The organism is Cupriavidus sp. LA-1 (assembly GCF_055385985.1).
Genome location: NZ_AP031388.1, coordinates 2,788,107 through 2,811,063, shown reverse-complemented (window position 1 = coordinate 2,811,063; position 22,957 = coordinate 2,788,107). Strand labels below are relative to the sequence as shown.

Here is a 22,957-nt window from a genome sequence, read left to right as displayed (position 1 = left end):
TTCGACGCGCCGGCACCCGTTTGGTCGACCGCATTTATTTGCATCGACTGATTGCCCGCAGATATTGGTCAGGCGTTTAATCTTCAGAAGGTGCGCCGGGGCGAGTGAGGTTGTATGCGCTGCTCGAGCTGCGGATTCGAGAACTCTGCCGGGGCCAGATTCTGCGAGGGGTGTGGCGCCGGGCTGGCACGCGTGTGTTCGCGCTGCGGCCACGAGTCGGGCCCGGCCGCAAAATTCTGCAGTGAATGTGGTGCGCCCCTGGGCGCCTGGCCACAAACGTCGCCCGCCGCCCCGATCCAGTACACCCCTCCCTACCTGGCCGAGCGCATCCTGGCCGAGCAGGCTGCGCTGGAAGCGCGCGGCGGCGACACGTCCGGGGCCGGCGAACGCAAGACCATCACCGTCCTGTTCGCCGACATGGCCGGCTCGACGGCGTTGATACACGATCTCGACCCGGAAGACGTCGACCGCCTGATCGCCCCCGTCGTCGCCCTGATGATGGAGGCCGTGCACCACTACGGGGGCTACGTGGCAAAGTCGCTGGGCGACGGGATCCTGGCCCTGTTCGGCGCCCCCATCGCCCATGAGGACCATCCTCAGCGGGCGCTGTATGCGGCGCTGCGCATGCAGGACGCCATCCAACGCCACAGTGACCGGATGCGCCAGGAGCAAGGCATCCCGCTGCAGATCCGGGTGGGCATCCACACGGGTGAGGTTGTGGTGCGCTGGATCCGCAAGGACGACCTGCACACGGACTACGAGCCGGTTGGGCACACGACCCACATCGCCTCCCGGATGGAGACGATTGCGGCGCCTTCTTCCATCCTGGTGAGCGCGTCGACCCATAAGCTGGCCGAGGGGTATTTCGAGTTCAAGACCCTGGGCGACACCCAGGTCAAAGGCATCCCCGAGCCGCTCACCGTCTACGAGTTGCTTGGCCTGGGGCCATTGCGCACGCGCCTGCAAGTGGCGGAGCGCCGTGGCCTGGCCCGGTTTGTGGGCCGCCAGAGCGAACTGGAGCAGCTGCAGCGGGCGCTGGACCAGGCCAGGGCGGGACACGGGCAGGTCGTCGGGGTGCTGGGGGAAGCCGGGGTCGGAAAATCGCGGCTGTTCCATGAATTCAAAGCGCGCTCCCGGCGAGACTGCCTGGTGCTCGAAGTTTTTTCGATTTCGCACGGCAAGTCCTTTGCCTGCTTGCCCCTGATCGAGCTCTTGAAGAACTATTTCCAGATCACCGCCCAGGACGACGAGCAACGGTGCCGGGAAAAGGTCATGGGCAAGGTGCTGACGCTCGAGCGCAGTCTGGAAGATCTCTTGCCCTACCTGCTGTATCTGCTGGGCATCGGCGATCCGGGTTCGGCGCTGCCGAACATGGACCCGCGCATCCGGCGGCAGCGCACGTTCGAGGCAATCATGCGCCTGCTGGTGCGCGAGAGCGTCAATCAGCCCATCGAGCTCGTGTTCGAGGACCTGCAATGGCTGGACAGCGACACGGAGGCCTTCCTGGCGTTCCTCGTCGACACCGTGACAACTGCCCGGATCCTCGTCCTCGTGAACTACCGGCCCGAGTATCAGCATGGCCTGGGGTGCCATCGCTACTATACCCAGATGCGGCTCGACCCTCTGGGCCCCGTGGAAGCCCAGGACATACTCAGCGTCCTGCTGGGGGACGATCCCGGACTGACGCGCGTCAAGCAGCTCATCCTGGAGAAGACCGAACGCAATCCCTTCTTCATGGAAGAGGTTGTCCAGACCCTGGCCGAGGAGAAAGCGCTGCTCGGCAAGCCCGGAGATTACCGGATCGAGACGACGCCGACCGCGATTCGTATCCCGCCCACCGTGCAGGGCGTGCTCGCGGCTCGCATGGATCGGCTCCCCGGTGAGGAGAAGGGGCTGCTGCAGACTCTTGCCGTGCTCGGCACGGAGTTTTCCTGGAGTCTGATACAGGCGGTCGCCGGGCGGCCTGAAGGCGATCTGCGCCGCCTGCTGTCCCGACTGGAGGCCGGCGAATTCCTCTACGAACGGCCCGCGTTCCCGGAGGTGGAATACACGTTCAAACATGCACTGACGCAGGAGGTTGCCAGGAACTCGATGCTCACGGAACAGCGCAGCGTGCTGCATGAACGCACTGCGCGGGCGATCGAGGCGTTGTACCCTACCCGGCTCAAGGAATACTGCAGCGAACTGGCGCACCATTACAGCCAAAGCGGCAACGTTCCGAAAGCCGTGGCGTATCTGCACTGTGCGGGGCAACAGGCCTTCCAGCGTTCGGCCAGTCTCGAAGCGATCCGGCACCTCGGTTCGGCGCTGGAACTGCTCAAGCGCCTGCCCGACACACCCGAACGCGCTGAGCAGGAGCTCGCACTGCAGCTTGCCATCGGTCCGGCCCTGATGGCCGCCCGGGGTTACGCCGCCCCGGAGGTGGAGGCGACCTACACGCGCGCGCTGGCGCTGTGCGAACAGGCCGGGGAAGCTTCGCAAATGTTCCCGGCGCTGCTGGGACTGCGGACCTATTATCAGTTGCGTGCAGAGTACGCGACCGCGCGCGAACTGGGTGAGCGGCTGCTCCGCATCGCGCGCAATGCGCGGGACCCGGCGTTGCAGGTGGAAGCCCATAGCGCACTGGGAGCGACCCTGTTCTTTCAAGGTGAATTCGCCACCGCCCTGGCCCACCACCAGCAGGTGCTCGCGCTCTACGGGCCCGGGCAGCACCACACTCACGCGCTGGTTTCCAGGCTGGATCCGGGCATACGTAGCCTGACCTTTGTGGCCTGGATCCTGTGGTACCAGGGCCATGCCGGTCAGGCCGGCAAACCGGCCCAGGAGGCGCTTGCCCTGGCCAGGAAGATGTCTCATCCATTTGGTCTGGTCCACTGCCTGGTCTTTGCGGCAGAGCTCCATCAGTTTCAGCGTGACGCACAGCAGGCCCGGGAATTGGCCGAGGCTGCCATGGCGCTCTCAACCGAACAGGGATTTCCGTTCTGGCTGGCGTGGGCGCCGATCCTTCGCGGCTGGGCGCTGGCGGTGCAGGGGCAAAGCGAGGAGGGAATCGCCCAGATCCTCCAGGGTCTTGCCGCCTACCGGGCCACCGGGGCTGAGCGGGAGCGCTCGTATTTCCTGGCCCTGTTGGCCGAATGCTACGGGAACGCGGGGCAGGCGGACGCCGGGCTGAACGTGCTGGACGAGGCGTTGGCCATCGTCAACAGGACGGGGGAGCGCTTCCATGAAGCGGAACTGCACAGGCTCAAAGGGGAGTTGATGCTCCATGCGTACGGCATGGCAGGCGGCCCGTCCACGCATGCCGGAGACGCCGAGGCGTGTTTTCACCAGGCGATCGCAGTCGCCCGCCACCAGGGTGCGAAGTCGCTGGAATTGCGCGCAACACTGAGCCTGGCTCGACTATGGCAGCGACAGGGAAAGGCAGAAGCAGCCCGGCAACACCTGGCGCAGATCTGTGGCGCGTTCACGGAAGGCTTCGACACCAGTGACTTGCCGCTGGCGAAAGCGCTGCTCGACGACCTGCCATAGTGCCGCGCGTCATCGAAATAATTGCAACTGGCGTCGACCGCAATCACCGCCATCGGCAAATAAAAAGCCGGCATTGCGGCCGGCCAAACGTCCTTGCCCCAGTTCGAAGTCAAGGTCGATATGAGCGTTCGTCACTCATCCGGGGAGCGCGGCAGCGCCCACGGCAATACGGATCAGAAGCGGTGACGCATGCCGACCATGGCGCCGGTCTGGTTCTGCCCCGGCAAGGTATTGGCGGTTCCAGTCACGCCGAAGGTCGCATTCCCTTTGTTGGCGACGTATCCGAGCAGTACATAGGCGTCGGTGCGCCTGGACAGGGCATAGTCGGCGTTCACCACAAACATCCATGAATCCTTGTTGTCAGTGCGGGCGTCGGTGTAATAGGCCGCACCGGTCAGGGAGAAGGCCGGCGTGAGCTTGTACAGCGCACCAAGCCAATACAGGTTGTCGTGACGCGCCGTATCCGTGGTGACTTCATCGCGCATCCAGCGATAGCCTGCGAACGCCTTGGCGGCGCCAATGGCATATGAGGCGCCGACCGCGGCGCGCCTGGCAGCGAGGCCCGCCGTGGCAAGGGTACTGCCCTGGTACTGGTCATAGGCGACGCCGACCGAAAACGGTCCGTTCGCGTACGCCAGGCCACCGCCGAAGTTGGTGCCGACCCTGAAGTGGCCCGGAACTTCGCCGCCGAGGCCCGAGGTAACGTCGCGACCGAAGCTGTAGAAGCCCGTTGCCGTCAGCCCCCCGATCTTGCCGGTGTACTTGATGGCATTGTCGGCGCGGCCGTTGAATTGATTGTCGACCGCGTTGAGCGAGTAGACAGGGCCAAGCGCCATCGGGTCGTAGGCAGCGAACAGGTCGTACAGGGCGTTCTGCTGACGACCGAGCGTGACGGCACCGAAGTCGCCCTGCAAGCCAGCATAGGCCTGGCGGCCGAACAGTCTGCCGCTCTGGGCAGATTTGCCGGTGGCGAGATCGAAGCCGCTTTCCAGCACGAAGATGCCCTTCAGGTTATTGCCCAGATCCTCGACCCCACGCAGGCCCCAGCGCGAACTGGACAGGCCACCCGAAGTCACGCCAACTTGCGAGCCGCTCCCGCTGGAGCCGCCACTCACGTGGTTTTGAAAGCTGATGCCGGCATCGGCGACACCGTACAGCGTGACGCTGGTCTGAGCGAACACGCCGAGCGACAACGAGCCAAGTGCCATACCGACAGCAGCGCCTTTAATCTTCCTCATAGGGTCTCCAGTATCCCTTGTTTCCCAAACAATGAATCAACCAACAGCGGGACAAAGTCTAGGATCAGCGGGATTACGCGAGCATTGCAATGCAGTTACATCCACAAGCCCTTGCAACCCTGGAGACAGCAGCTGACGTGACCCAGGCCCTGCTGCCGCGTTCCGGGTATTTGGTTCGCTACCGGAACGCGTAGGGTGCAGCAGCATCGGCGTGTTACGCGCCGTTGTAGAACGAGCTGCGGACGTCATCAATCCTGGGTTGGACGGTCCCTGACGGCAAAGCCGCCTGCATATGCTCGTGTGCCTGCGGTTGCGCACTTGCAGCGGCACCCGTGGCCGCCGCGGCATCCTCCGCCTGCACCCTGGCTTCGGCCGCCTGGATGCCTTCGGGATATGTCGCGTTATCGGTGCCAGGCTTGTAGCCGGCCTGTTCCAGCCGGATCAGATCGGTGCGGACTTCGGCACGGGTGATCGGTGCCTGCACGCTTTGCGCGAACGACAGTGCCGGCGCTGCCAGAGCGCAGGAGATCAGTACAGTTCGAATGAGTGCTTTCATGATGCGTTACCTCTTTCGGTTGGATTGCCTCCGGTAGCGCCGGAGCCGCCGCACCGTCATCCGTATGATGAAGATGCTGCAGTCAGTATTGGCTCCGCCCAGGGACGGCAGCCTGACCAATCCATTACGATCGCATTACATCTGCTCTCAGGCGCGCGCACGCCGAGCCGCGCTAGCCGCCAGCAACGCCGTCAGTCCCACTGCGAACAACGGCGCCGCCTGCGCGGCGGCGACGGCATGCAATGCGCGGATCTCCCAGGCAGCCAGCACCCAGGCCACCACGCCGATGGCCAGCCACCCGTCGTCCACAAACAGTCCCATCACTTCCTCGACCCCCTTCGCCAGGCCGCGGCGAGCGGGCGTATGCGCGCCGGCGGCTGCCTTCGGCCGCGTCCGGGAGGTCCCGCGCAGTCGCCTGCAGAGGTGAACCATTGCCAGCGCGACGACAACAAAGACGCCGATCAGAGCCAGGATCGCCCAGTCGTCACCCGGCCACAACAGGCCGATGCCCTCGCCTGCCCAGAACGTGCCGAAGGCGGCAAGCATGACACCGACGCCGAACTTGAGTGAGTTCTCCGGAACATTCGCCAACGGTCGATGCAGCCATACGCCGAGTGCCACTACCACAAGCAATGCCAGGCCGGCACCAATGGACGCAGGCAGGATCAAGCGCCCGCTCGCGCCGATGGCAATGACGATAAACACCACCTCAATGCCTTCAAGCATCACGATCTTGAAGGCGGTCGCGAATGCCACCGCATCGATCGACTTGTCGGATGGCCCGGCTTGCCGGCGCAAGGCTTCGGTTTGCGTGGTGAACGCCTGAGCTTCATCGTGCATCGGCAAGATGCCCGCCGCCCGCAGCACCGCCTTGCGCAGCCAGCGCATGCCGAACAGCAGCAACAGCGTGCCAACGACCAGCTGGGCCACCGGCAGCGGAATCCTGGCGAGTGCAGGGCCAGCTACTGCCACCAGCAGCATCAGGGCGGCCAGCGAAGCTGCCGTCCCCAGCAGCGCCGAGCGCCAGCCGCGGACGGCACCAACCGCCAGCACGATGGTGAGTGCCTCCACGAACTCGACCAGCGAGGCCATGAACGCTGCAAGCACGGAAGGTCCTGCCGAAGTCCATTCATGCATGTCCCGCTCCAGTTTTCCAGGGTGAAAGGGTTCGCTCGCCGAGGCGAGCTCCGGCCGGCGTCGTTCGCGTACGACGGCGTGGATTCTAGTTAGTGCGGGGGCCTGTAACGCTGTCAATTGGATTACGGATTTGTCATTCGTCATTCGCCGCGTTCCCCGCACATTAACAACTGTTAATGAACCGCCAACCCAGCCTTCATCCGCGATCGCGCAGAGTGCAACCACCCGCCCTTCACAACCCACCGGGATGGAGCCTTGTTGATGAATTCGCACAAAACACTTCGGCGCAGTGCCGGTCTGGCCGTCACGCTGGCTGTTCTCGCGCTCGCGGGCTGCGGTCCCGCAATACCAGCGAGTCCAAAGTCAGCGGCGCCGGAAGTCACGGTGGTCACGGTCAGACGGACCAGTGTTCCGGTCTCGGTGGAACTCCCCGGCCGCACTTCGGCCTACCTCATTGCACAGGTCAGGGCCCGGGTTGACGGCATCGTGCAAAAACGCAGCTTCCAGGAAGGCGCGGACGTCAAGGCGAACCAGACGCTGTACCAGATCGATCCGGCACAGTATCGCGCCGCCTTGAACAGTGCGTCGGCGGCACTGCAGAAGGCGGAAGCGAATCTCGCCACCACCACCGCCCAGGCGGAGCGTTACCAGACCCTCATCGCCGGCAACGCGATCAGCAAACAGGCTTATGACAACGCCGTCGCGGCGCGCAAGCAGGCCGCCGCCGATGTTGCCGCCAGCAAGGCCGCCGTCGAGATGGCAAGGCTCAACCTGGGATACACCGATGTCGTGGCGCCGATTGCGGGACGCAGCGGTATTTCGCAGGTCACCCAGGGCGCCTACGTGCAGGGCAGCGCGGCGACGCTGCTGACCACGATCCAGCAGATCGATCCGATCTACGTGAACCTCAACCAGGCAAGCGTCGCCGGCTTGCAGCTTCGGCGCGAGGTCGCCAGCGGGCAGGTAAAGCCGCACGGCCTGGACCAGGCCCGGGTGACGCTCACGCTGGAGGACGGTACGCAGTATCCGCTGGCCGGCAAGCTTGAATTCAGCGGTGTTACGGTCGATCCGGCCACTGGCTCGGTAACAGTGCGCGCGATATTCCCGAATCCGAACAATGTCCTGCTCCCCGGCATGTTCGTGCGCGCCCGCCTCGAGCAAGGGGTCAATGACAACGCATACCTGGTGCCTGTCCCTGCCGTCGGCCATAACCCGCAGGGGCAGGCGACCGCGCTGGTGGTGGGCCCCGACAGCAAGGTCGTTCAACGAACCATCCAGGCACAAAGCACGCTCGGCGACAAGTGGATTGTCACCGGCGGCCTGAACGATGGCGAGCGAATCGTCGTGGCCGGCGGCCAGAAAGTGCAACCCGGGATGCTGGTACAGGCAGTGGAAGCGCCAGGCCGGGCGGCGCAGGCTGCGGCCAAGGCAGACACCGGCGGCGCGTCCGCGATGCGACAGCCACCTGTGCTTGCGCAGGCTAGCTAAGGACGGACCCAGACATGGCACGCTTCTTCATCGACCGCCCCATCTTCGCGATCGTCCTCTCCCTGCTCATCATGCTGGCGGGAGGACTGGCTATCCAGTCCCTGCCGATCGAGCAGTTTCCGCCAGTAGCGCCGCCCTCGGTGCAGATCAGCACCACGTACCCCGGGGCTTCCGCGACGACCGTGCAAAACACCGTGGTCCAGGTGATCGAACAGCAGATGAGCGGGGTTGACAACCTGCTCTACATGTCGTCGACCAGCGACGATACCGGCCAGTCGACCACGACGCTCACGTTTGCCAGCGGCACCGACCCCAATATCGCCCAGGTGCAGGTGCAGAACAAGCTGCAGCTCGCCGTGCCGTTGCTGCCGGCCCAGGTCCAGCAGTCGGGTGTGCGCGTCACCAAATCCACCAACGCGTTTCTCATGGTGATCGGCTTTGTGTCGGCTGACAACAGCATGAACAAGTTCGACATCGCCAACTACGTGGTCTCGAACGTCCAGGACCCGATCAGCCGGATCAACGGCGTCGGCAACATGAACGTGTTCGGTACGCAGTACGCGATGCGGATCTGGATCGACCCGAACAAGCTCAATAGCTACGCCCTCGGCCCCAATGACGTCACCGCGGCGCTGCAAAGCCAGAACGTGCAGATTTCCGGCGGCCAGCTTGGTGGAACGCCGGCCGTGCAGGGCCAGCAACTGAGCGCGACCATCACTGAATCGACGCTGCTGCGCACCAGCGAGGACTTCGGCAATGTACTGCTCAAGGTGCTGCCGGACGGCTCGCAGGTAAGGCTGCGTGACGTCGCGCGCATCAATCTCGGTGCGGAGAGCTTCAATGTCGACAACAAGTACAGTGGCCAGCCCGCCTCCGGCATCGGCATCCAGCTCGCGCCCGGCGGCAACGCGCTGGTCACCGCCGCCGCGATACGCGCCCGCGTCAAGGAACTGGAACCGTATTTTCCGCATGGACTGAAGGTGGTCTACCCGAACGACGTCACGCCGTTCGTCAAGATCTCGATCGAAGAAGTGATCAAGACCCTGCTGGAGGGCATCGTCCTGGTGTTCCTGGTGATGTACCTGTTCCTGCAGAGTTTGCGCGCCACACTGATCCCCTCGATCACGGTGCCGGTGGTCCTGCTGGGAACGTTCGGCGTGATGTCGGCGCTAGGCTTCACCATCAATACGCTGTCGATGTTCGGCCTGGTGCTGGCCATCGGCCTGCTGGTGGACGATGCCATCGTGGTGGTCGAAAACGTCGAGCGCGTAATGCACGAGGAAGGACTGTCTCCGCTTGAGGCGACCCGCAAGGCGATGGGGCAGATCAGCAGCGCCCTGATTGGCGTGGCGATGGTGCTGTGCGCGGTATTCGTGCCGGTGGCGTTCTCCAGCGGCACGGTCGGCGGGATCTACCGCCAGTTCTCGCTCACCATTGTTTCATCGATGCTGCTGTCGGTGTTCGTTGCGCTCTCGCTCACGCCCGCCTTGTGCGCCATGCTGTTGAAGCCACCGCGCGAGGACCATGCCGAGAAGAAGGGATTCTTTGGCTGGTTCAACCGCACTTTCGACAAGGGCCGGGACCAGTATGTGCACGGCGTGCGGCACGTCGCGGCCCGCTCCGGTCGCTGGCTGATCATCTATGCGGCCATCGTGGCTGCCGTGGGCATCATGTTTGTCAAGCTGCCGACATCGTTCCTGCCGAACGAGGACCAGGGCTTCATGTTCGTGCAGGTCCAGACGCCGCCTGGGGCCACGCAGGCGCGCACCGGCGCGGTCCTCGACGAGGTCAGCAATTACCTGCTGAAGGATGAGGGGGCGATGGTCGACGCCACCTTCATGGTCAATGGCATCAACAATGCCGGCCGCGGCCAGAGCCAGGGCCAGTTGTTCGTCCGCTTCAAGGACTGGAGCCAGCGCAACAGTCCCGACCTGACCGCCAAGGCCCTTTCCGAGCGCATCATCAAGCGCTATGCCACCTACAAGGATGCCGTCGTCTTCCCCGTCAGCCCACCGCCGATCCGCGGCCTGGGCGTCGCAGCCGGCTTTGACTTCGAGCTCGAGGATCGCGGCGGACTCGGCCATGACGCGCTCGCCAGGGCGCGCGACCAGCTCCTCGCGCTGGCCAGGCAGGATCCTGACCTTGCACAGGTGCGCTTCAACGGGCAACTGGACAACCCGACCTTCAAGGTCAATATCGATCGCGAGAAAGCCGCCGCGCTCGGCGTCAGCCTCAGCGACGTCGACCAGGCTTTCTCGACTGCCTGGGGCTCGCGCTATGTCAACAACTTCCTCGATACCGACGGACGCATCAAGAAGGTATATGTGCAGGCCGACGCGCCCTATCGCATGAATCCCGACGACATCAGCCTGCTCTATGTACGCAACAGCGGCGGCACCATGGTGCCCTTCTCCACGTTCGCGACGACTGCATGGACCTACGGCCCACCCGTCCTGCAGCGCTATAACGGCGTCGAAGCAATGGAGATCCAGGGCCAGGCCGCGCCGGGCAAGAGCTCCGGGCAGGCAATGCTGGCGATGGAACGGCTGGCGAAACAACTCCCTGCGGGAATCGGCTTCGAGTGGACGGGCACCTCGCTGGAGCAGAAGCAATCGAGTTCGCAGGCTCCCCTGCTCTACGGCCTGTCGATCCTGGTGGTGTTCCTGAGCCTGGCCGCCCTGTATGAGAGCTGGTCGATCCCGGTCTCCGTCATCATGGTGGTGCCGCTCGGCATCCTGGGCGCACTCGGCGCAACGTCACTGATGGGCTTGTCCAACGACGTGTACTTCCAGGTCGGGCTGCTGACCACCATTGGCCTGTCGGCAAAGAACGCCATCCTGGTCGTCGAATTCGCACGCGAGCGTCACGCCCAGGGCCTCACGGCGCTGCAGGCGGCCATTGAAGCGGCGCATATGCGCATGCGGCCAATCGTGATGACCTCGATGGCGTTCATGCTGGGCGTGCTGCCGCTCGCGCTGGCAAGCGGAGCAGGCTCCGCCAGCCAGAACGCCATCGGCACCGGGGTGATCGGCGGGATGCTGACCGCCACCTTTGTTGCCACCTTCCTGATCCCGATGTTCTATGTCGTGGTCAGCAGCAAGCTTGGCAGGAAGAAGCCGGCCGGGCCGGCAGCATCGACGATGGCCGCGGCCGGCCAGGGTACCGGAGATCACTGACATGAAGCGATACAGATGCATCGCCAGCGCACTGCTCGTAACCCTTGTCGCAGGCTGCTCGCTGCAGCCCGTCTACCAGCGACCGGGAGCGCCGGTGTCGGCCGCGTTTCCCGCGGGCGAGGCCTACCAGACCGCTGCAGCCAGGACAGCCAGTGCAACGCTGCCTGCCGCGGACATCGGCTGGCGCGACTTCCTTGCCGATCCCCGCCTGCAGCGGCTGGTTGAACTCGCGCTGCGCAACAACCGGGATCTGCGTGTCGCGGCGCTGAACGTCGAAAAAGTCCAGGCGCAATACCGCATCCAGCACGCGGCAATGTTTCCGCAGGTGGACGCCGGCGCGAGCGCGTCGGCCACGGGCACTTCGACCAGCCGTTCCGGCACCGGCGCGAACACCTCCCGCAACTATTCGGTGGCGGTTTCAGCGTCCTGGGAGATTGACTTCTTCGGGCGCGTGCGCAGCCTCTCGGATGCGGCGTTCGAGCAATACCTGGCAAGCGCCTATGCGCGCAAGGCGGCAGAGATCCTGCTGGTGTCCGAGATCGCGGACCAGTACCTGACCACGCTTGCTTACGACGAGCAGCTCGCGGTGACCCGGAGCACGCTGGAGACCGCGCAGGCAGCATACAAGATCGTGAAACTGCAATTCGACACCGGCATTGCGTCCGAACTGGACCTGCGCCTGTCGGAGACCACCGTTGAGCAGGCACAGGCAAATTACGCCGCCCAGGTCCGGTTGCGCGCGCAGGCCGAGAATGCGCTGGTTCTGCTGATCGGCCAGCCGCTGCCGCCCGACCTGCCTCCCCCCGTCAGGCTCGGCGCCCAGCAAATCCTCACCGACATTCCCGCCGGCATGCCCTCGGACCTGCTGCAACGCCGCCCCGATATCCTGCAGGCCGAAGCGTCCCTGCGCTCGGAGAATGCGAACATCGGCGCCGCGCGTGCGGCATTCTTTCCGCGCATCTCGCTGACGGGCACCTTTGGCACGGCCAGCGCGGCACTCGGTGGCTTGTTTGCGGCCGGGTCCAGCGCATGGTCCTTCGTTCCCTCGCTGGCCATGCCGATCTTTACCGCTGGCGCGAACCAGGCCAACCTGGATGTAGCGACGGTCCAGAAGGACATCGGCATCGCGCAATACGAGAAGGCTGTCCAGACCGCCTTCCGCGAGGTTGCCGACGGGCTGGCGGCGCGCGGCACCTATGACAACCAGCTGGCGGCGCAGCAGCGCTACACCGATACCCAGCAGCGCCGCCTGGAGCTGGCCAACATGCTGTACACGAGCGGCACCGACAGTTACCTGAGTGTGCTGACCGCGCAGACCGACTTGTACAACGCGCAACTGGCGCTGGTCACGACGCGCCTGAACCGCCTGACCAGTCTTGTCGACCTGTACCGCTCGCTCGGCGGAGGCTGGATCCAGCGCAGCGGCGATGCGCCGCGGCCGGCGCAAAGTGTCTCATAATCCCGGAATTGCAAGGATGGACGGACGGATCGCCAGCGAGCTGGCAACCGGATCGCGCTGTGCCTAATATTTCACCAGGGCATGCCTGGAGACCAGCGATTGCGCGGGCGAGGTCCCTCGCATTCACAATGGCGAAGCCGGACTTATCATGAAGCTACTGATCGTCGAGGACAACGAGCGCGTCGCCCAGTTCCTCAGGAAGGGACTGAGCGAAGCGGGACACACCACGGATCACGCCGACAACGGCCGCGACGGCATGTTCCTCGCCGCAAGCGAGCCCTATGACGCGATCATCATGGACCGGATGTTGCCAGGCGGCATTGATGGCCTGGCGATCATCGAGGCGTTGCGCAGGACCGGAAGCAAGGTCCCGATCCTGATCCTGAGCGCCCTTGCCGATGTGGATGATCGCATCCGGGGCCTCAAGAGCGGCGGGGACGACTACCTTGTCAAGCCCTTCGCGTTTGGCGAACTACTGGCGCGGCTTGACGCCCTGCTGCGGCGTTCGCAGGAGGGCCGGGCCGAGACCACGCTCACGCTGGGCGACCTCACCATGGACCTGCTCGCCCATAAGGTCACGCGGGCGGGCAAGGCCGTCGCGCTCCAGCCGCGTGAATTCAAGCTGCTCGAATACCTGATGCGCCACGCAAACCAGGTCGTGACACGGACCATGCTGCTTGAAAACGTCTGGGACTATCATTTCGACCCGCAGACCAATGTCATCGACGTGCACGTCAGCAAGCTGCGGCAGAAGATCGATGACGGCAGCGGACGGCAACTGCTGCGGACCATTCGCAATGCCGGCTACATGCTGACGGCAGATGATTAAGCGCTTGCGCTTTTCGGCGCTGAACGTCGGGCTTGGCTACGTTGCCGTGAGCCTGGTCGTACTCACCCTGTTCGCCACGCCGCTGCTGTACGCCTGGCACAACACCATCGAGCAAAGCCGGACCGAGGTGCTGCAGGCCGATGCACAGAATATGGCGGACCTCTTTGCCAGGCACGGACCCGATGCCCTGGCATCGGCAATTGGAACGCGAGTCGGTGGGCAACTCGAGGACGTGGAAAACACCATCATCCTGTTCGCCGATCCGGCGCTGGCCAAGCTTGCCGGCAATCTGCCGGCGTGGCCCCGCGGGGTACCGGCATCGGCAGGCGTGCACGCAGCATCGATCGACGTGCGCAACCGGGTGGCAAGAGTCGTGCTGATACACAAGTTCCTTCCCGGCGGGTATCACCTCCTGCTGGGGCGGGACGTCAGCCGGTTTGAAAAGCTGGAAACGCTGTTCCTGTCCGCACTGGCAGGCGCGGGCTGCATGGTCCTGGTGCTCGGCGTAGCGGGCGGGTTGCTGGTCCGGCGCACGCTGCTCGCCAAGGTGCACGACATCAACCAGGCATCCGCGGCCATCATGCAGGGAGATCTCGCACATCGCTTGCCTGCCTATGGCGGCGAAAGCGAACTCAATACGCTGGTGGAGACCCAGAACCGCATGCTCGACCAGATCGAGCACCTGGTCGATGGCGTCCGGAACGTGTCCAATGCGATTGCGCACGATCTGCGCACGCCGCTGGCGGAATTGCGTTCGCGCCTGGAAGAGTTGTCGGTGACCCGGCCGCGCCCGGAACAGACCTTTGCCGAGATCGACAGCGCCATCGCCGACGTAGATCGCGTCATGGGCATCTTCAACGCGCTGCTGCGCCTGGCGGAGATTGACTCCGGCACGCGCCGCTCCGGATTCATCGAAGTCGATGCCGCCGCCGTGGCAGGCGAGGCCGCCGAATTCTATCAACCCGTGGCGGAACTGCAGGGCGTTGCACTGTCGTTCGCGTCCTCCGGGCCGCTCCCGCTGGCTGGCGATCCCCTGTTGCTGGCGCAGGCGGTCGGGAATCTTATCGACAACGCGCTCAAGTATGCCCAGAAGCGCGGGACGATCTCCGTCGAGGCGTCACGCCGCGCCGACGGAGCGGTTGCAATCTCCGTATCGGATGATGGGCCGGGCATCCCCGATGGCGAGAAGCAGAAGGTTCTCGAACGCTTCTACCGCGGCGACGCCAGCCGCAGTACCCCGGGCGTGGGATTGGGACTCAGCCTCGTGGCCGCCGTTGCAAGGCTGCATGGCGGCGCCATTGAGCTGACCGACAATCACCCGGGGTTGAGGGCAACACTGGTCCTTTCGTCCTAGGGCCTGTTCACATATAAAACGTGCGCGCACGTTTTATATGTGAACAGGCCCCTAGGTATCAGCATTTCTGGAAGAGTTGGTGGCTCCTGGCCCGGAAGACGAGGCTGAAGGCCGTCCTCACGCGCCGCATCGGCGCCAACATGCCGCCGCACTGCGCGTGGCCGCTGAGCTTGCACGCAAACTCACACCTCGAACGAGCCGCATCGGCAGCGAGGGCGGCGCTAGACACCCCTGCGAGGGGTAGCCATTCTCGCCCGCGAAGACCTGGGAAGACTGGCTGAATTCCAGCGATTCAGAAGCCGACGGAATCCTCCATCGCCGGACCTCAGCCGTGTCGTCCTGCGACAACTCAGCCTGCGACGTAGGCCGTTTTCACCGTCGTGTAGAACTCGGCCGCGTAGCTGCCTTGCTCGCGCGGACCCAGGCTGGAGCCCTTGCGCCCCCCGAATGGCACGTGGTAATCAACGCCCGCGGTGGGCACGTTGACCATCACCATGCCGGCCTGCGCATGCCGCTTGAAGTGCTGCACGTGCTTGAGCGAGGTGGAACAGATGCCAGTGGCAAGACCGAACTCGGTGTCGTTGGCAAGCTCGAGAGCATGCTCATAGTCTCTGGCCGGGATCACGGCAGCGACCGGTCCAAAGATCTCTTCGCGGCAGATGCGCATCTCGTTGCTGCAATCCGCAAAGATTGCCGGCGTCAGATAGTGTCCCGGCGTGGCACGCGTCACCGTCTCGCCGCCGCACACCAGGCGGGCGCCTTCCTGCTGCCCGATGGCGAGATAGCGCAAGTCCTGCTCGAACTGCTCGGCGCTGGCCACAGGGCCGATATCGGTGCCGGCGGTGAGTGCATGGTCGATCCTGAGCGCCGCGGTGCGCTCCTGCATGCGCTTGATAAAGCGCGCGTAAATGCCCTCCTCCACGATGAGCCGGCTCGATGCCGTACAGCGCTGGCCGGTGGAAAAGAACGCACTCTGCACCGCGCATTCCACTGCCACGTCCAGGTCTGCGTCATTGAGCACTACCATCGGGTTCTTGCCGCCCATCTCGAGCTGGATCTTGGCCAGGCGCTGCGCGGCAGCCTGGGCCACGCGGGTGCCGGTGGCAACGGAGCCGGTGAACGAGATCGCGTCGATGCGCCGGTCGTCAAGCATGGCCTGGCCGACTTGCGAGCCGCGGCCCATCAGCAGGTTGAACGTACCCGCCGGCAACCCCGCACGACTGATGATTTCCGCCAGCGCCCAGGCACAGCCGGGCACCAGCTCCGCCGGCTTGAACACCACTGCGTTGCCAAACGCCAGCGCGGGGGCGATCTTCCAGGCCGGGATGGCCATCGGAAAGTTCCACGGCGCGATGATCCCGACCGTGCCCACCGGCTCGCGCGTGACCTCGATCTCCACCCCGGGGCGTACCGAGGCCAGCTTGTCGCCACGCTGGCGCAACGCTTCGCCGGCAAAGAACTTGAAGATGTTGCCCGCGCGCGTGACCTCGCCGATGCCCTCCGGCAAGGTTTTGCCTTCCTCGCGCGAGAGCAGCGCGCCGAGTTCTTCGCGGCGCGCCAGGATCTCGCTGCCGATCTTGTCGAGCGCGTCGGCGCGCTGCTGTGGCGTGCTGCGCGCCCACAGCGGCGCGGCCGCATGGGCGGCCGCGATGGCTTCGTCCGCCTGGGCGGCATCAGCGTGGGCATAGTAGTCGATCACGTCGGCGGTGTCGGACGGATTGATATTGGCGACGCTGGCTGCGCCCTCCAGCCATTGGCCGGCGATATAGTTGTGCTTCATTAGAATATTTTCACTGTTTCGGATGGATGGATCGGACGAAAACCCTCCCCTCTCCCGCATGCGCGGGAAAGGTGATGACAAGCTATCGGACTGGATTGGCGTGCCGGATTGAGGTCCGCTGGTCAGGTATCGAGCAAGGACAACTCCACCTGCTTCAGCCGGTGCACGATGCCTCTGACGAACTCATGGGTGACGTTGGACAGCGCGCGCTGGTTCGGTATGACGATGCCAACTCTGAGCGCGTTGATATTGGGCTCGTCGAACGGACGCCATACCACTTCGCCCTTTTCGATTTCGTCGAGAAAGGCCAGCTTCGAGAAGAACGAAATGCCGCGCCCCGAGGCCACCAGCCGCTTGAGCAAGGTGGTCGAATTGCAGGTGACGCTGGGCGTCAGCATCTCCCAGAACTCGGCAAACCTGGGCGACACCACGCCCTGCATCGGCGAGCGTCCCTCCAGGCGCAGGAAGGCATGGTTGCGGCAGTCGGCAAAGTTCAGGCGCTCCAGCTTGGCCAGGGGATGCGATGAGGCCATCACCACGCCAGGAGGCAACGCCACTTGCGCCACCACGTCCAGTCCCGCGGGCAGCTTGGCGATGAAGGTGACGCCGACATCGTATTCGCCGCCCAGCACCTTGGGCGCCACGTCCCACGGCGTGACCGCTGCGATAGCGTATGTCACGGCCGGGTAAAGCTCCGAGAAATCCTCGACCGCCGCGGGCAGGAAATCGACAAACAGCGAATCCATCGCCGCCACCGACACGTGACCCTTGCGCTCGTCCTTGAGTTCGTCGAGCTCGCTGCGCATCAGGTGGAAGTCGTTCAGCGTCGCGCGGATATGCTGCAGCATCCGCTCTCCCGCAGCATTCAGGCGGATGCCGTTGGGCAGGCGGTCGAACAGGTCAGTGCCCATTTCGGCTTCGAGCTTGAGGATCTGCCGGTTGACTGCGCTCGACGCCACGAAAAGATTCTGCGCAGCCTTGCGGATCGACCCGCAGCGGGCGACCTCGACAAAGTACTTCAGAATACTGGCGTGCATGTCCTGTTCTCTCGAATTACGCTGCCGGCGCGATTGGCTTACCCGCCCGTCCTGGCCGGATACGCCGCCACCAGCGGATGGTCACAAGCCAGCGGGCCGACATAGTCGGCGCCGCCGGGCGAGCCGATGCCGCTCACCCCGCTGGCAAAGAAGCCGCGGTTGATGTCGGCAAATGCCGCTTCGGCCGGCGGCAGTTCCACATCTTCATAGATCGCTTCGGTCGGGCACACCGACACGCACACCCCGCAACTGATGCATTCGTCCGGGTGGATATAGAGGGTGCGCCCGCCTTCATAGATGCAATCGACCGGACAGCATTTTACGCAGGCGCCGTCCTTGACGTCGATGCAGCCCGAGGCAATGACGTAGGCCATCAGCAACCCCGCCACTGTGGCTTGCGCTTTTGCTGGAAGGCCAGCACGCCTTCGTGCGCGTCCTCGGACTGCAGCGCGGCTACCAGCGCCGGCAGGCGCAGCGCCTGGGCGTCGGCGGGCGACAGCGTCGAGGTGCGCCGCACTACCTGCTTGATCGCCTGCTGCGACAGCGGCGCGCAGGCCAGCAGCGCATCGATCCAGCGCTGCACCGCCGCATCCAGCCCGGCACGCGGCACCACCTCGTTGATCAGGCCGATCTCGGCGGCTTCGCGTGCCGGCATGCGCTGTCCCGTCAGCAGCATCGCCATCGCCTTGCGGAAGGGGATCTGGCGTTGCAGCAGGGTCATGCCGCCGTCCAGCGGCATGCGCCCGACCAGGGCTTCCGGCAGGCCGAAGCTGGCCTCCTCGCAGGCCACCACGATATCGCAGCCCAGCACCATCTCGAAGCCGCCGCCAAGCGCAAAGCCGTTCACACGGGCGATCACCGGCACGTTCAGCGACTCGCGCAGGGCAATGCCGCCGAAGCCGCCGGGTCGCGCCGCGCCCCAGTACTCCAGGCCGGTGGTGGACGGATTCTTCAGGTCGGCACCGACGCAGAAGGCACGCTCGCCTTCACCGGTCAGCACCACCACGCGCACGTCGCGGCGGCCCTCCAGCTCGGTCCAGATACGCTGCAGCTCGGCCTCGGTGGCGAGGTCGATCGCGTTGAGCACATCGGGGCGCGACAGGGTCACCGAGGCAACATAGTTCTCGACTTGCAGATGGACGCTCATGCTGCCTCCACCTTTGCGCTGGCCAGTTCGCCCAGAACTTCGTCATTGTGCTGGCCCAGGCGCGGCGGCGCCCGGCGCAGGCTGACGCGCGCGCGCGACATGCTGATCGGGCTGCCGATGAACCGGACCGCCCGCCCTTCGCCCTGGCCTTCCAGCAGGATCTGGTTGTGCAGCGTCTGCGGGTCCACCAGCGCCTCGCGCAGGTCGCGCACCGGCGCGCACAGGATGTCCTGCGTTTCCAGGCGCGCCAGCCAGTGCTCGCGCGTATTGGCGGCAAAGCGTTCGCGCAGCATGGCCTGCAAGGTGGCCTTGTTGCGGAACTGCTGGTTCAGGTCGCAGTAGCGCGGATCGGCCGACAAGTCTTCGAGCTCGAGTGCGGCGCAGATGTCGCGCAGCGGATTCTCCTTGAAGGCGCCGACCATGACCAGCGGCCCGCTCCGGGTGTCGAACACGCCGGACAGCGGCATGGCGGCCCAGTTGACCTCTGAATCCTCCATCATGATCATGGCCGCTTCCTGCATCTGCATGGCCAGCATGGAGTTGTACAGCGACACGCTGATCTTCTGCCCCTCGCCGGTGCGGGCGCGGTGCAGCAGGGCCAGCAGCACGCCCTGCACCATATGCATGCCGGCCGAGTAGTCGGCCAGTGCCGTCGGGTAGACCGAGACCGGCACCGACTCGTCGGCGCGGCGCGCCATGACGCCGCTGACGGCTTGCGCCAGCACATCCTGCCCGCCCTTGTGCGCGTAAGGCCCGCTCTCGCCGAAGCCGGTGCCGACGGCGTAGATGATGCGCGGGTTGAGTTCACGGCAGGCCTCGTAGCCCAGGCCCATGCGCTCCATCACGCCAGCACGGAAATTGTTGACGACCACGTCCGCACCGGCGATCAGCGTTTTCACCTGCGCCATCGCGGCCGGATCGCGCAGGTCAAGCGCAAGGCTGCGCTTGTTGCGGTTCAGGCTGCAGAAAATCGGGTTATCGGTGCCCGCCACCGGCTCGAAGGTCGAGCGGCTCAGATCGCCCGCGCCCTTGCGCTCGATCTTGATCACATCGGCGCCGTAGTCGGCCAGCGTCTGCGTGCACACCGGGCCCATCATGACCTGGGTGAAATCGATCACCCGGATACCCGTCAGCGGCATGTCTTGCTGCATAGTTCCTGTCTCCATCTCGTTCATGCTGCCTGTGCCTGCGGGATATAGGCGGCCAGCGCCGGAATATCGGCGTTGCGGCCTGCCTGGTTGCCGGGATCGGCACCCTGGGCGCGCAGGGCCTTCTGCACGCTGCCCACGTCCACGTTGCGCACCGACACACCGGCGTTGAGCGCCAGCGCCGCGGCCACACCGGCGGCTTCGCCCATCGCCATGCACGGCGGGATCTCGCGCGAGATCTTCTGCGCCTGCGAGGTGGCCGAGTAGTGGCGACCGGCTACCAGCAGGTTGTCGACCTGTTTGGGCAGCAGCACGCGATAAGGCATATAGTAGTCACGGCCGCGTGCGATGCTGTCGTCAAAGCGCAAGCGCTGCGCCACGTCCTCCTTGCTCATCACATACTCGCCTTCGAGCAGGCGGGTCTGGCGCACGCCCGTCTGCGGCGCGACGTCGATCACAAAGCAATGCTCGAAGCCGGGCAGCTTGTCGCGCACGAACTCGACCACGGCGTGGATGTGCTGGCGCCCCTGGATCTCGGCGCGGGTCAGGTCCTCCGCCTTGAGGCCGTCGATGCCGGCCATGTGCGGGCAGTTGCACCACACCACGCCGGGAAGCGGCGTCTTGAGCCACCACAGGCCCCACGAGCCGCCGAGAATACGCTTGATCTGGCGGTCGAGCTGGGCGTAGGCCTCCGGCTCTTCCTGCTCGAAGCGTTCAGCGGCTTCGGTATCGACTCCGCCCAGGCGGAACACGGTGGTGGTGATATAGCTGCCGCCGATGTGCGGCGCGCCGGCCGATGCGGCCACGTCCAGGTCGCCGGTGGCATCGATCACCACGTCGGCCAGGATGGCTTCGCGCCCGCTCTTGGTTTCGCAGATCACGCCCTTGACCTGCCCGTCCTCGACCAGGGTCTGCGAGAACCAGGAGTGCAGCCGCAGCTGGATGCCGGCTTGCTGCACCATGTCGAGCGCAACGCGCTTGTAGGCGTCGGGATCGAAGGCCGCGGCAAAGCAGACCGGATGCGGCGTCTTCTGGCTGTGGAAGTCGAAGGTGCCCCAGCGGCCCCAGCGCCGGTATGCGGCGGGGTCCTCGCCCCACTCGTTGGCGCGCGGGAACCTTGCCAGGCCCAGCGCGGCCATGCGCTCGATCATGGTCAGGCAGTTGCCGCGCACCGAGATTTCCTGCAGGTGGCTGTCCCACATATCGTCCAGCACCAGCACCATGCCGCCCGAGGCCAGGCCGCCCAGGTGGTTGTAGCGCTCGAGCAGGATGGTCTCGGCACCGTTGCGCGCGGCCGCCAGCGCGGCCGACAGGCCCGCCGGGCCGCCGCCCACCACCACCACATTGGCCTTGGCCGCGACACGCACGTCTTGGGCCGGCTGGCGGATCCAGTCACTGATCTTGGTCATTGCTATCCTCGAAATTGTTGTTGTAGTGCCGTGCTCAATGGGCGTTCTCGGGTTGCCACTTGATGAGCCAGCGCTCGGTCGCCGCGATCGCCAGGAAGAAGGTCCCGGACATCACCGCGCACATGACGATTGCCGCGTACAGCAGGGCTGAGTCGAACGCATAGGTGGCCTGGATGATCATGGCGCCGATGCCTTCGGTGGCGCCGACCCATTCACCGACCACCGCGCCGATCACCGACATCGACGCGGCGATGCGCAGCGCGGAAAACAGATAGGGAAGCGAGTTGAACAGGCGCAGCTTGAAGAAAATCTCGCGCTTGCTGGCCGACAACACCTGCATCAGCTCCAGCGACTGCGGATTGACGGCCTCCAGCCCGCGCACCATGTTCACCAGCGTGGGGAAGAAGCACACGATGGCGGCGATGGTGATCTTCGGCTCGATGCCGTTGCCCATGATCAGCACCAGGATCGGCGCCTTGGCCACCACCGGGATGGAATTGATTATGACCGCGACCGGGTAGAAGATCTCCTGCAGCGTCTTGTTGTGGACAAAGACCGTTGCCAGCAGGATGGCAAGCAGATTGCCCAGCAGGAAGCCGCCGGCCGCTTCGATCGCGGTGGGAATCAGGTTGTGCAGCAGCACGTCGCGCTTGTCGAACAAGGTCTGCAGCACCAGGCCGGGAGATGGCGCGATAAAGGGCTTGATGCCAAAGCCCACCACCACCGCCCACCAGGCGAACAGCAGTCCGGCAATGCCCAACGCGGGCATTGCACGCGCGCGCCAGATACGGCGGCGGCGGCTGGCGAACCAGGCGTCGGCTTCGGTGTCCGGGCCTACGCCTGGCAAGTCAAGCTTCATTTCCGATGTACTCATCAGCAGGTCTCCAGCACGCGCCGCAGATGCGCGCTAAGTTGTACGAATTCAGGCGTCTCGCGGATATCGAGGGTGCGGTCCTCGGGCAGGGTGACCGGCACGATCTCCCTGACCCGGCCCGGATTGGCCGCCAGCAGCAGCACGCGCTGGCCGAGGAACGCGGCCTCGTGGATACTGTGGGTCACGAACAGGATGGTCAGCCCCATTTCCCGCCAGACCCGGCGCAGTTCCTCGTTGAGCCGGTCGCGCGTAATCTCGTCGAGCGCGCCGAACGGCTCGTCCATCAGCAGCACTTTCGGATCGCTGACCAACGCCCGGGCAATCGCCACGCGCTGCCGCATGCCGCCCGACATTTCGTGCGGGAAGGCATCCTCGCGCCCCTTCAGGCCGACCAGTTCCAGCAGCTCGCGCGGTGTCGCGCGGCCGGCGCGCGCGCGGCCGTTGGCAACCTCGAGCGGCAACTCGACGTTCTGCAGCGCGGTGCGCCATGGCAGCAGTGCGGCGTCCTGGAACACAAAGCCGATGTCGCGTCGCGCCCGCGCCACCTGCGGCGCCGCGTCGAGCACGCGGATCTCGCCACGGCTGGGCTTGACCAGGTCGGCCACCACGCGCAGGAAAGTGGACTTGCCGCAGCCCGAAGGGCCGAGCAGCGTGAGGAACTCTCCGCTGGCCACGTCGAGGCTCAGGCCCGCAATGGCGGTGGTGCTGCGGCGGTCGGTGAAGAAGCGGACGTTGATATCGCGGCAACTGATCGACAGCGGCACGCGCTCGGAATTGGATTGAGTAGCTAGCATGGT

At 65.0% G+C, this 22,957-nt stretch carries 17 protein-coding genes; 6 read left to right on the top strand and 11 right to left on the bottom strand.

Features of this window, described 5'->3' with window-relative positions; all coding sequences use genetic code 11:
* Positions 1-114 precede the first annotated feature (114 nt).
* The gene (locus ACZ5MJ_RS31775; protein ID WP_464225059.1) at positions 115-3,528 is read left to right on the top strand and encodes an adenylate/guanylate cyclase domain-containing protein; all 3,414 of its coding nucleotides are present in this window, start codon (positions 115-117) and stop codon (positions 3,526-3,528) included.
* 173 nt (positions 3,529-3,701) lie between these two features.
* On the opposite strand, the gene ACZ5MJ_RS31770 is transcribed toward ACZ5MJ_RS31775, so the two are convergent.
* The 3 genes from ACZ5MJ_RS31770 to ACZ5MJ_RS31760 form a co-directional block, all read right to left on the bottom strand.
* Positions 3,702-4,766 carry a porin gene (locus ACZ5MJ_RS31770; RefSeq protein ID WP_464225058.1) on the bottom strand — a complete coding sequence of 355 codons (1,065 nt, stop codon included), beginning with the start codon at positions 4,764-4,766 and terminating at the stop codon, positions 3,702-3,704.
* A gap of 214 nt (positions 4,767-4,980) precedes the next feature.
* Positions 4,981-5,322, bottom strand: a complete 342-nt coding sequence (locus ACZ5MJ_RS31765) for a DUF4148 domain-containing protein (protein WP_464225057.1) — start codon at positions 5,320-5,322, stop codon at positions 4,981-4,983.
* A 147-nt stretch (positions 5,323-5,469) separates the two neighbouring features.
* Complete coding sequence (locus tag ACZ5MJ_RS31760) at positions 5,470-6,603, bottom strand: COG4280 domain-containing protein (protein WP_464225055.1); 1,134 nt, start codon at positions 6,601-6,603, stop codon at positions 5,470-5,472.
* 117 nt (positions 6,604-6,720) lie between these two features.
* On the opposite strand from ACZ5MJ_RS31760, the gene ACZ5MJ_RS31755 reads away from it, so the two are divergent.
* From ACZ5MJ_RS31755 to ACZ5MJ_RS31735, 5 genes are all read left to right on the top strand, one after another.
* On the top strand, positions 6,721-7,947 hold the full coding sequence (locus tag ACZ5MJ_RS31755) for an efflux RND transporter periplasmic adaptor subunit (protein WP_464225054.1): 1,227 nt from the start codon (positions 6,721-6,723) through the stop codon (positions 7,945-7,947).
* A 14-nt stretch (positions 7,948-7,961) separates the two neighbouring features.
* The gene (locus ACZ5MJ_RS31750) at positions 7,962-11,123 is read left to right on the top strand and encodes an efflux RND transporter permease subunit (RefSeq protein WP_464225053.1); all 3,162 of its coding nucleotides are present in this window, start codon (positions 7,962-7,964) and stop codon (positions 11,121-11,123) included.
* A 1-nt stretch (position 11,124) separates the two neighbouring features.
* Complete coding sequence (locus tag ACZ5MJ_RS31745) at positions 11,125-12,582, top strand: efflux transporter outer membrane subunit (protein WP_464225052.1); 1,458 nt, start codon at positions 11,125-11,127, stop codon at positions 12,580-12,582.
* 148 nt (positions 12,583-12,730) lie between these two features.
* Positions 12,731-13,411 carry a winged helix-turn-helix domain-containing protein gene (locus tag ACZ5MJ_RS31740; protein ID WP_464225050.1) on the top strand — a complete coding sequence of 227 codons (681 nt, stop codon included), beginning with the start codon at positions 12,731-12,733 and terminating at the stop codon, positions 13,409-13,411.
* Positions 13,404-14,765, top strand: coding sequence for a sensor histidine kinase (locus ACZ5MJ_RS31735; protein ID WP_464225049.1), 1,362 nt, complete (start codon positions 13,404-13,406; stop codon positions 14,763-14,765). Before ACZ5MJ_RS31740 ends, ACZ5MJ_RS31735 begins: the two co-directional genes overlap by 8 nt.
* 349 nt (positions 14,766-15,114) lie before the next feature.
* Here the strand turns inward: ACZ5MJ_RS31735 and ACZ5MJ_RS31730 are convergent, their stop codons facing one another.
* The 8 genes from ACZ5MJ_RS31730 to ACZ5MJ_RS31695 form a co-directional block, all read right to left on the bottom strand.
* Positions 15,115-16,545 (bottom strand): aldehyde dehydrogenase family protein, encoded by a 1,431-nt coding sequence (locus tag ACZ5MJ_RS31730; protein ID WP_464225048.1) that lies wholly within the window; start codon positions 16,543-16,545, stop codon positions 15,115-15,117.
* A gap of 122 nt (positions 16,546-16,667) precedes the next feature.
* Entirely contained in the window at positions 16,668-17,582 is a 915-nt protein-coding gene (locus ACZ5MJ_RS31725) for a LysR family transcriptional regulator (protein ID WP_464225047.1), read from the bottom strand.
* Between the two features lie 38 nt (positions 17,583-17,620).
* On the bottom strand, positions 17,621-17,956 hold the full coding sequence (fdxA, locus tag ACZ5MJ_RS31720; RefSeq protein WP_464225045.1) for a ferredoxin: 336 nt from the start codon (positions 17,954-17,956) through the stop codon (positions 17,621-17,623).
* The gene (locus ACZ5MJ_RS31715; RefSeq protein WP_464225044.1) at positions 17,956-18,729 is read right to left on the bottom strand and encodes an enoyl-CoA hydratase-related protein; all 774 of its coding nucleotides are present in this window, start codon (positions 18,727-18,729) and stop codon (positions 17,956-17,958) included. Before ACZ5MJ_RS31715 ends, fdxA begins: the two co-directional genes overlap by 1 nt.
* The gene (locus ACZ5MJ_RS31710) at positions 18,726-19,895 is read right to left on the bottom strand and encodes a CaiB/BaiF CoA transferase family protein (protein WP_464225043.1); all 1,170 of its coding nucleotides are present in this window, start codon (positions 19,893-19,895) and stop codon (positions 18,726-18,728) included. Before ACZ5MJ_RS31710 ends, ACZ5MJ_RS31715 begins: the two co-directional genes overlap by 4 nt.
* Positions 19,896-19,900: 5 nt before the next feature.
* Positions 19,901-21,286: an FAD-dependent oxidoreductase gene (locus ACZ5MJ_RS31705; RefSeq protein WP_464225042.1), complete on the bottom strand. Its 1,386-nt coding sequence runs from the start codon at positions 21,284-21,286 to the stop codon at positions 19,901-19,903.
* Positions 21,287-21,320: 34 nt separating this feature from the next.
* Positions 21,321-22,160: an ABC transporter permease gene (locus ACZ5MJ_RS31700; RefSeq protein ID WP_464225041.1), complete on the bottom strand. Its 840-nt coding sequence runs from the start codon at positions 22,158-22,160 to the stop codon at positions 21,321-21,323.
* Entirely contained in the window at positions 22,160-22,954 is a 795-nt protein-coding gene (locus ACZ5MJ_RS31695) for an ABC transporter ATP-binding protein (protein ID WP_464225040.1), read from the bottom strand. Before ACZ5MJ_RS31695 ends, ACZ5MJ_RS31700 begins: the two co-directional genes overlap by 1 nt.
* Positions 22,955-22,957: the final 3 nt, after the last annotated feature.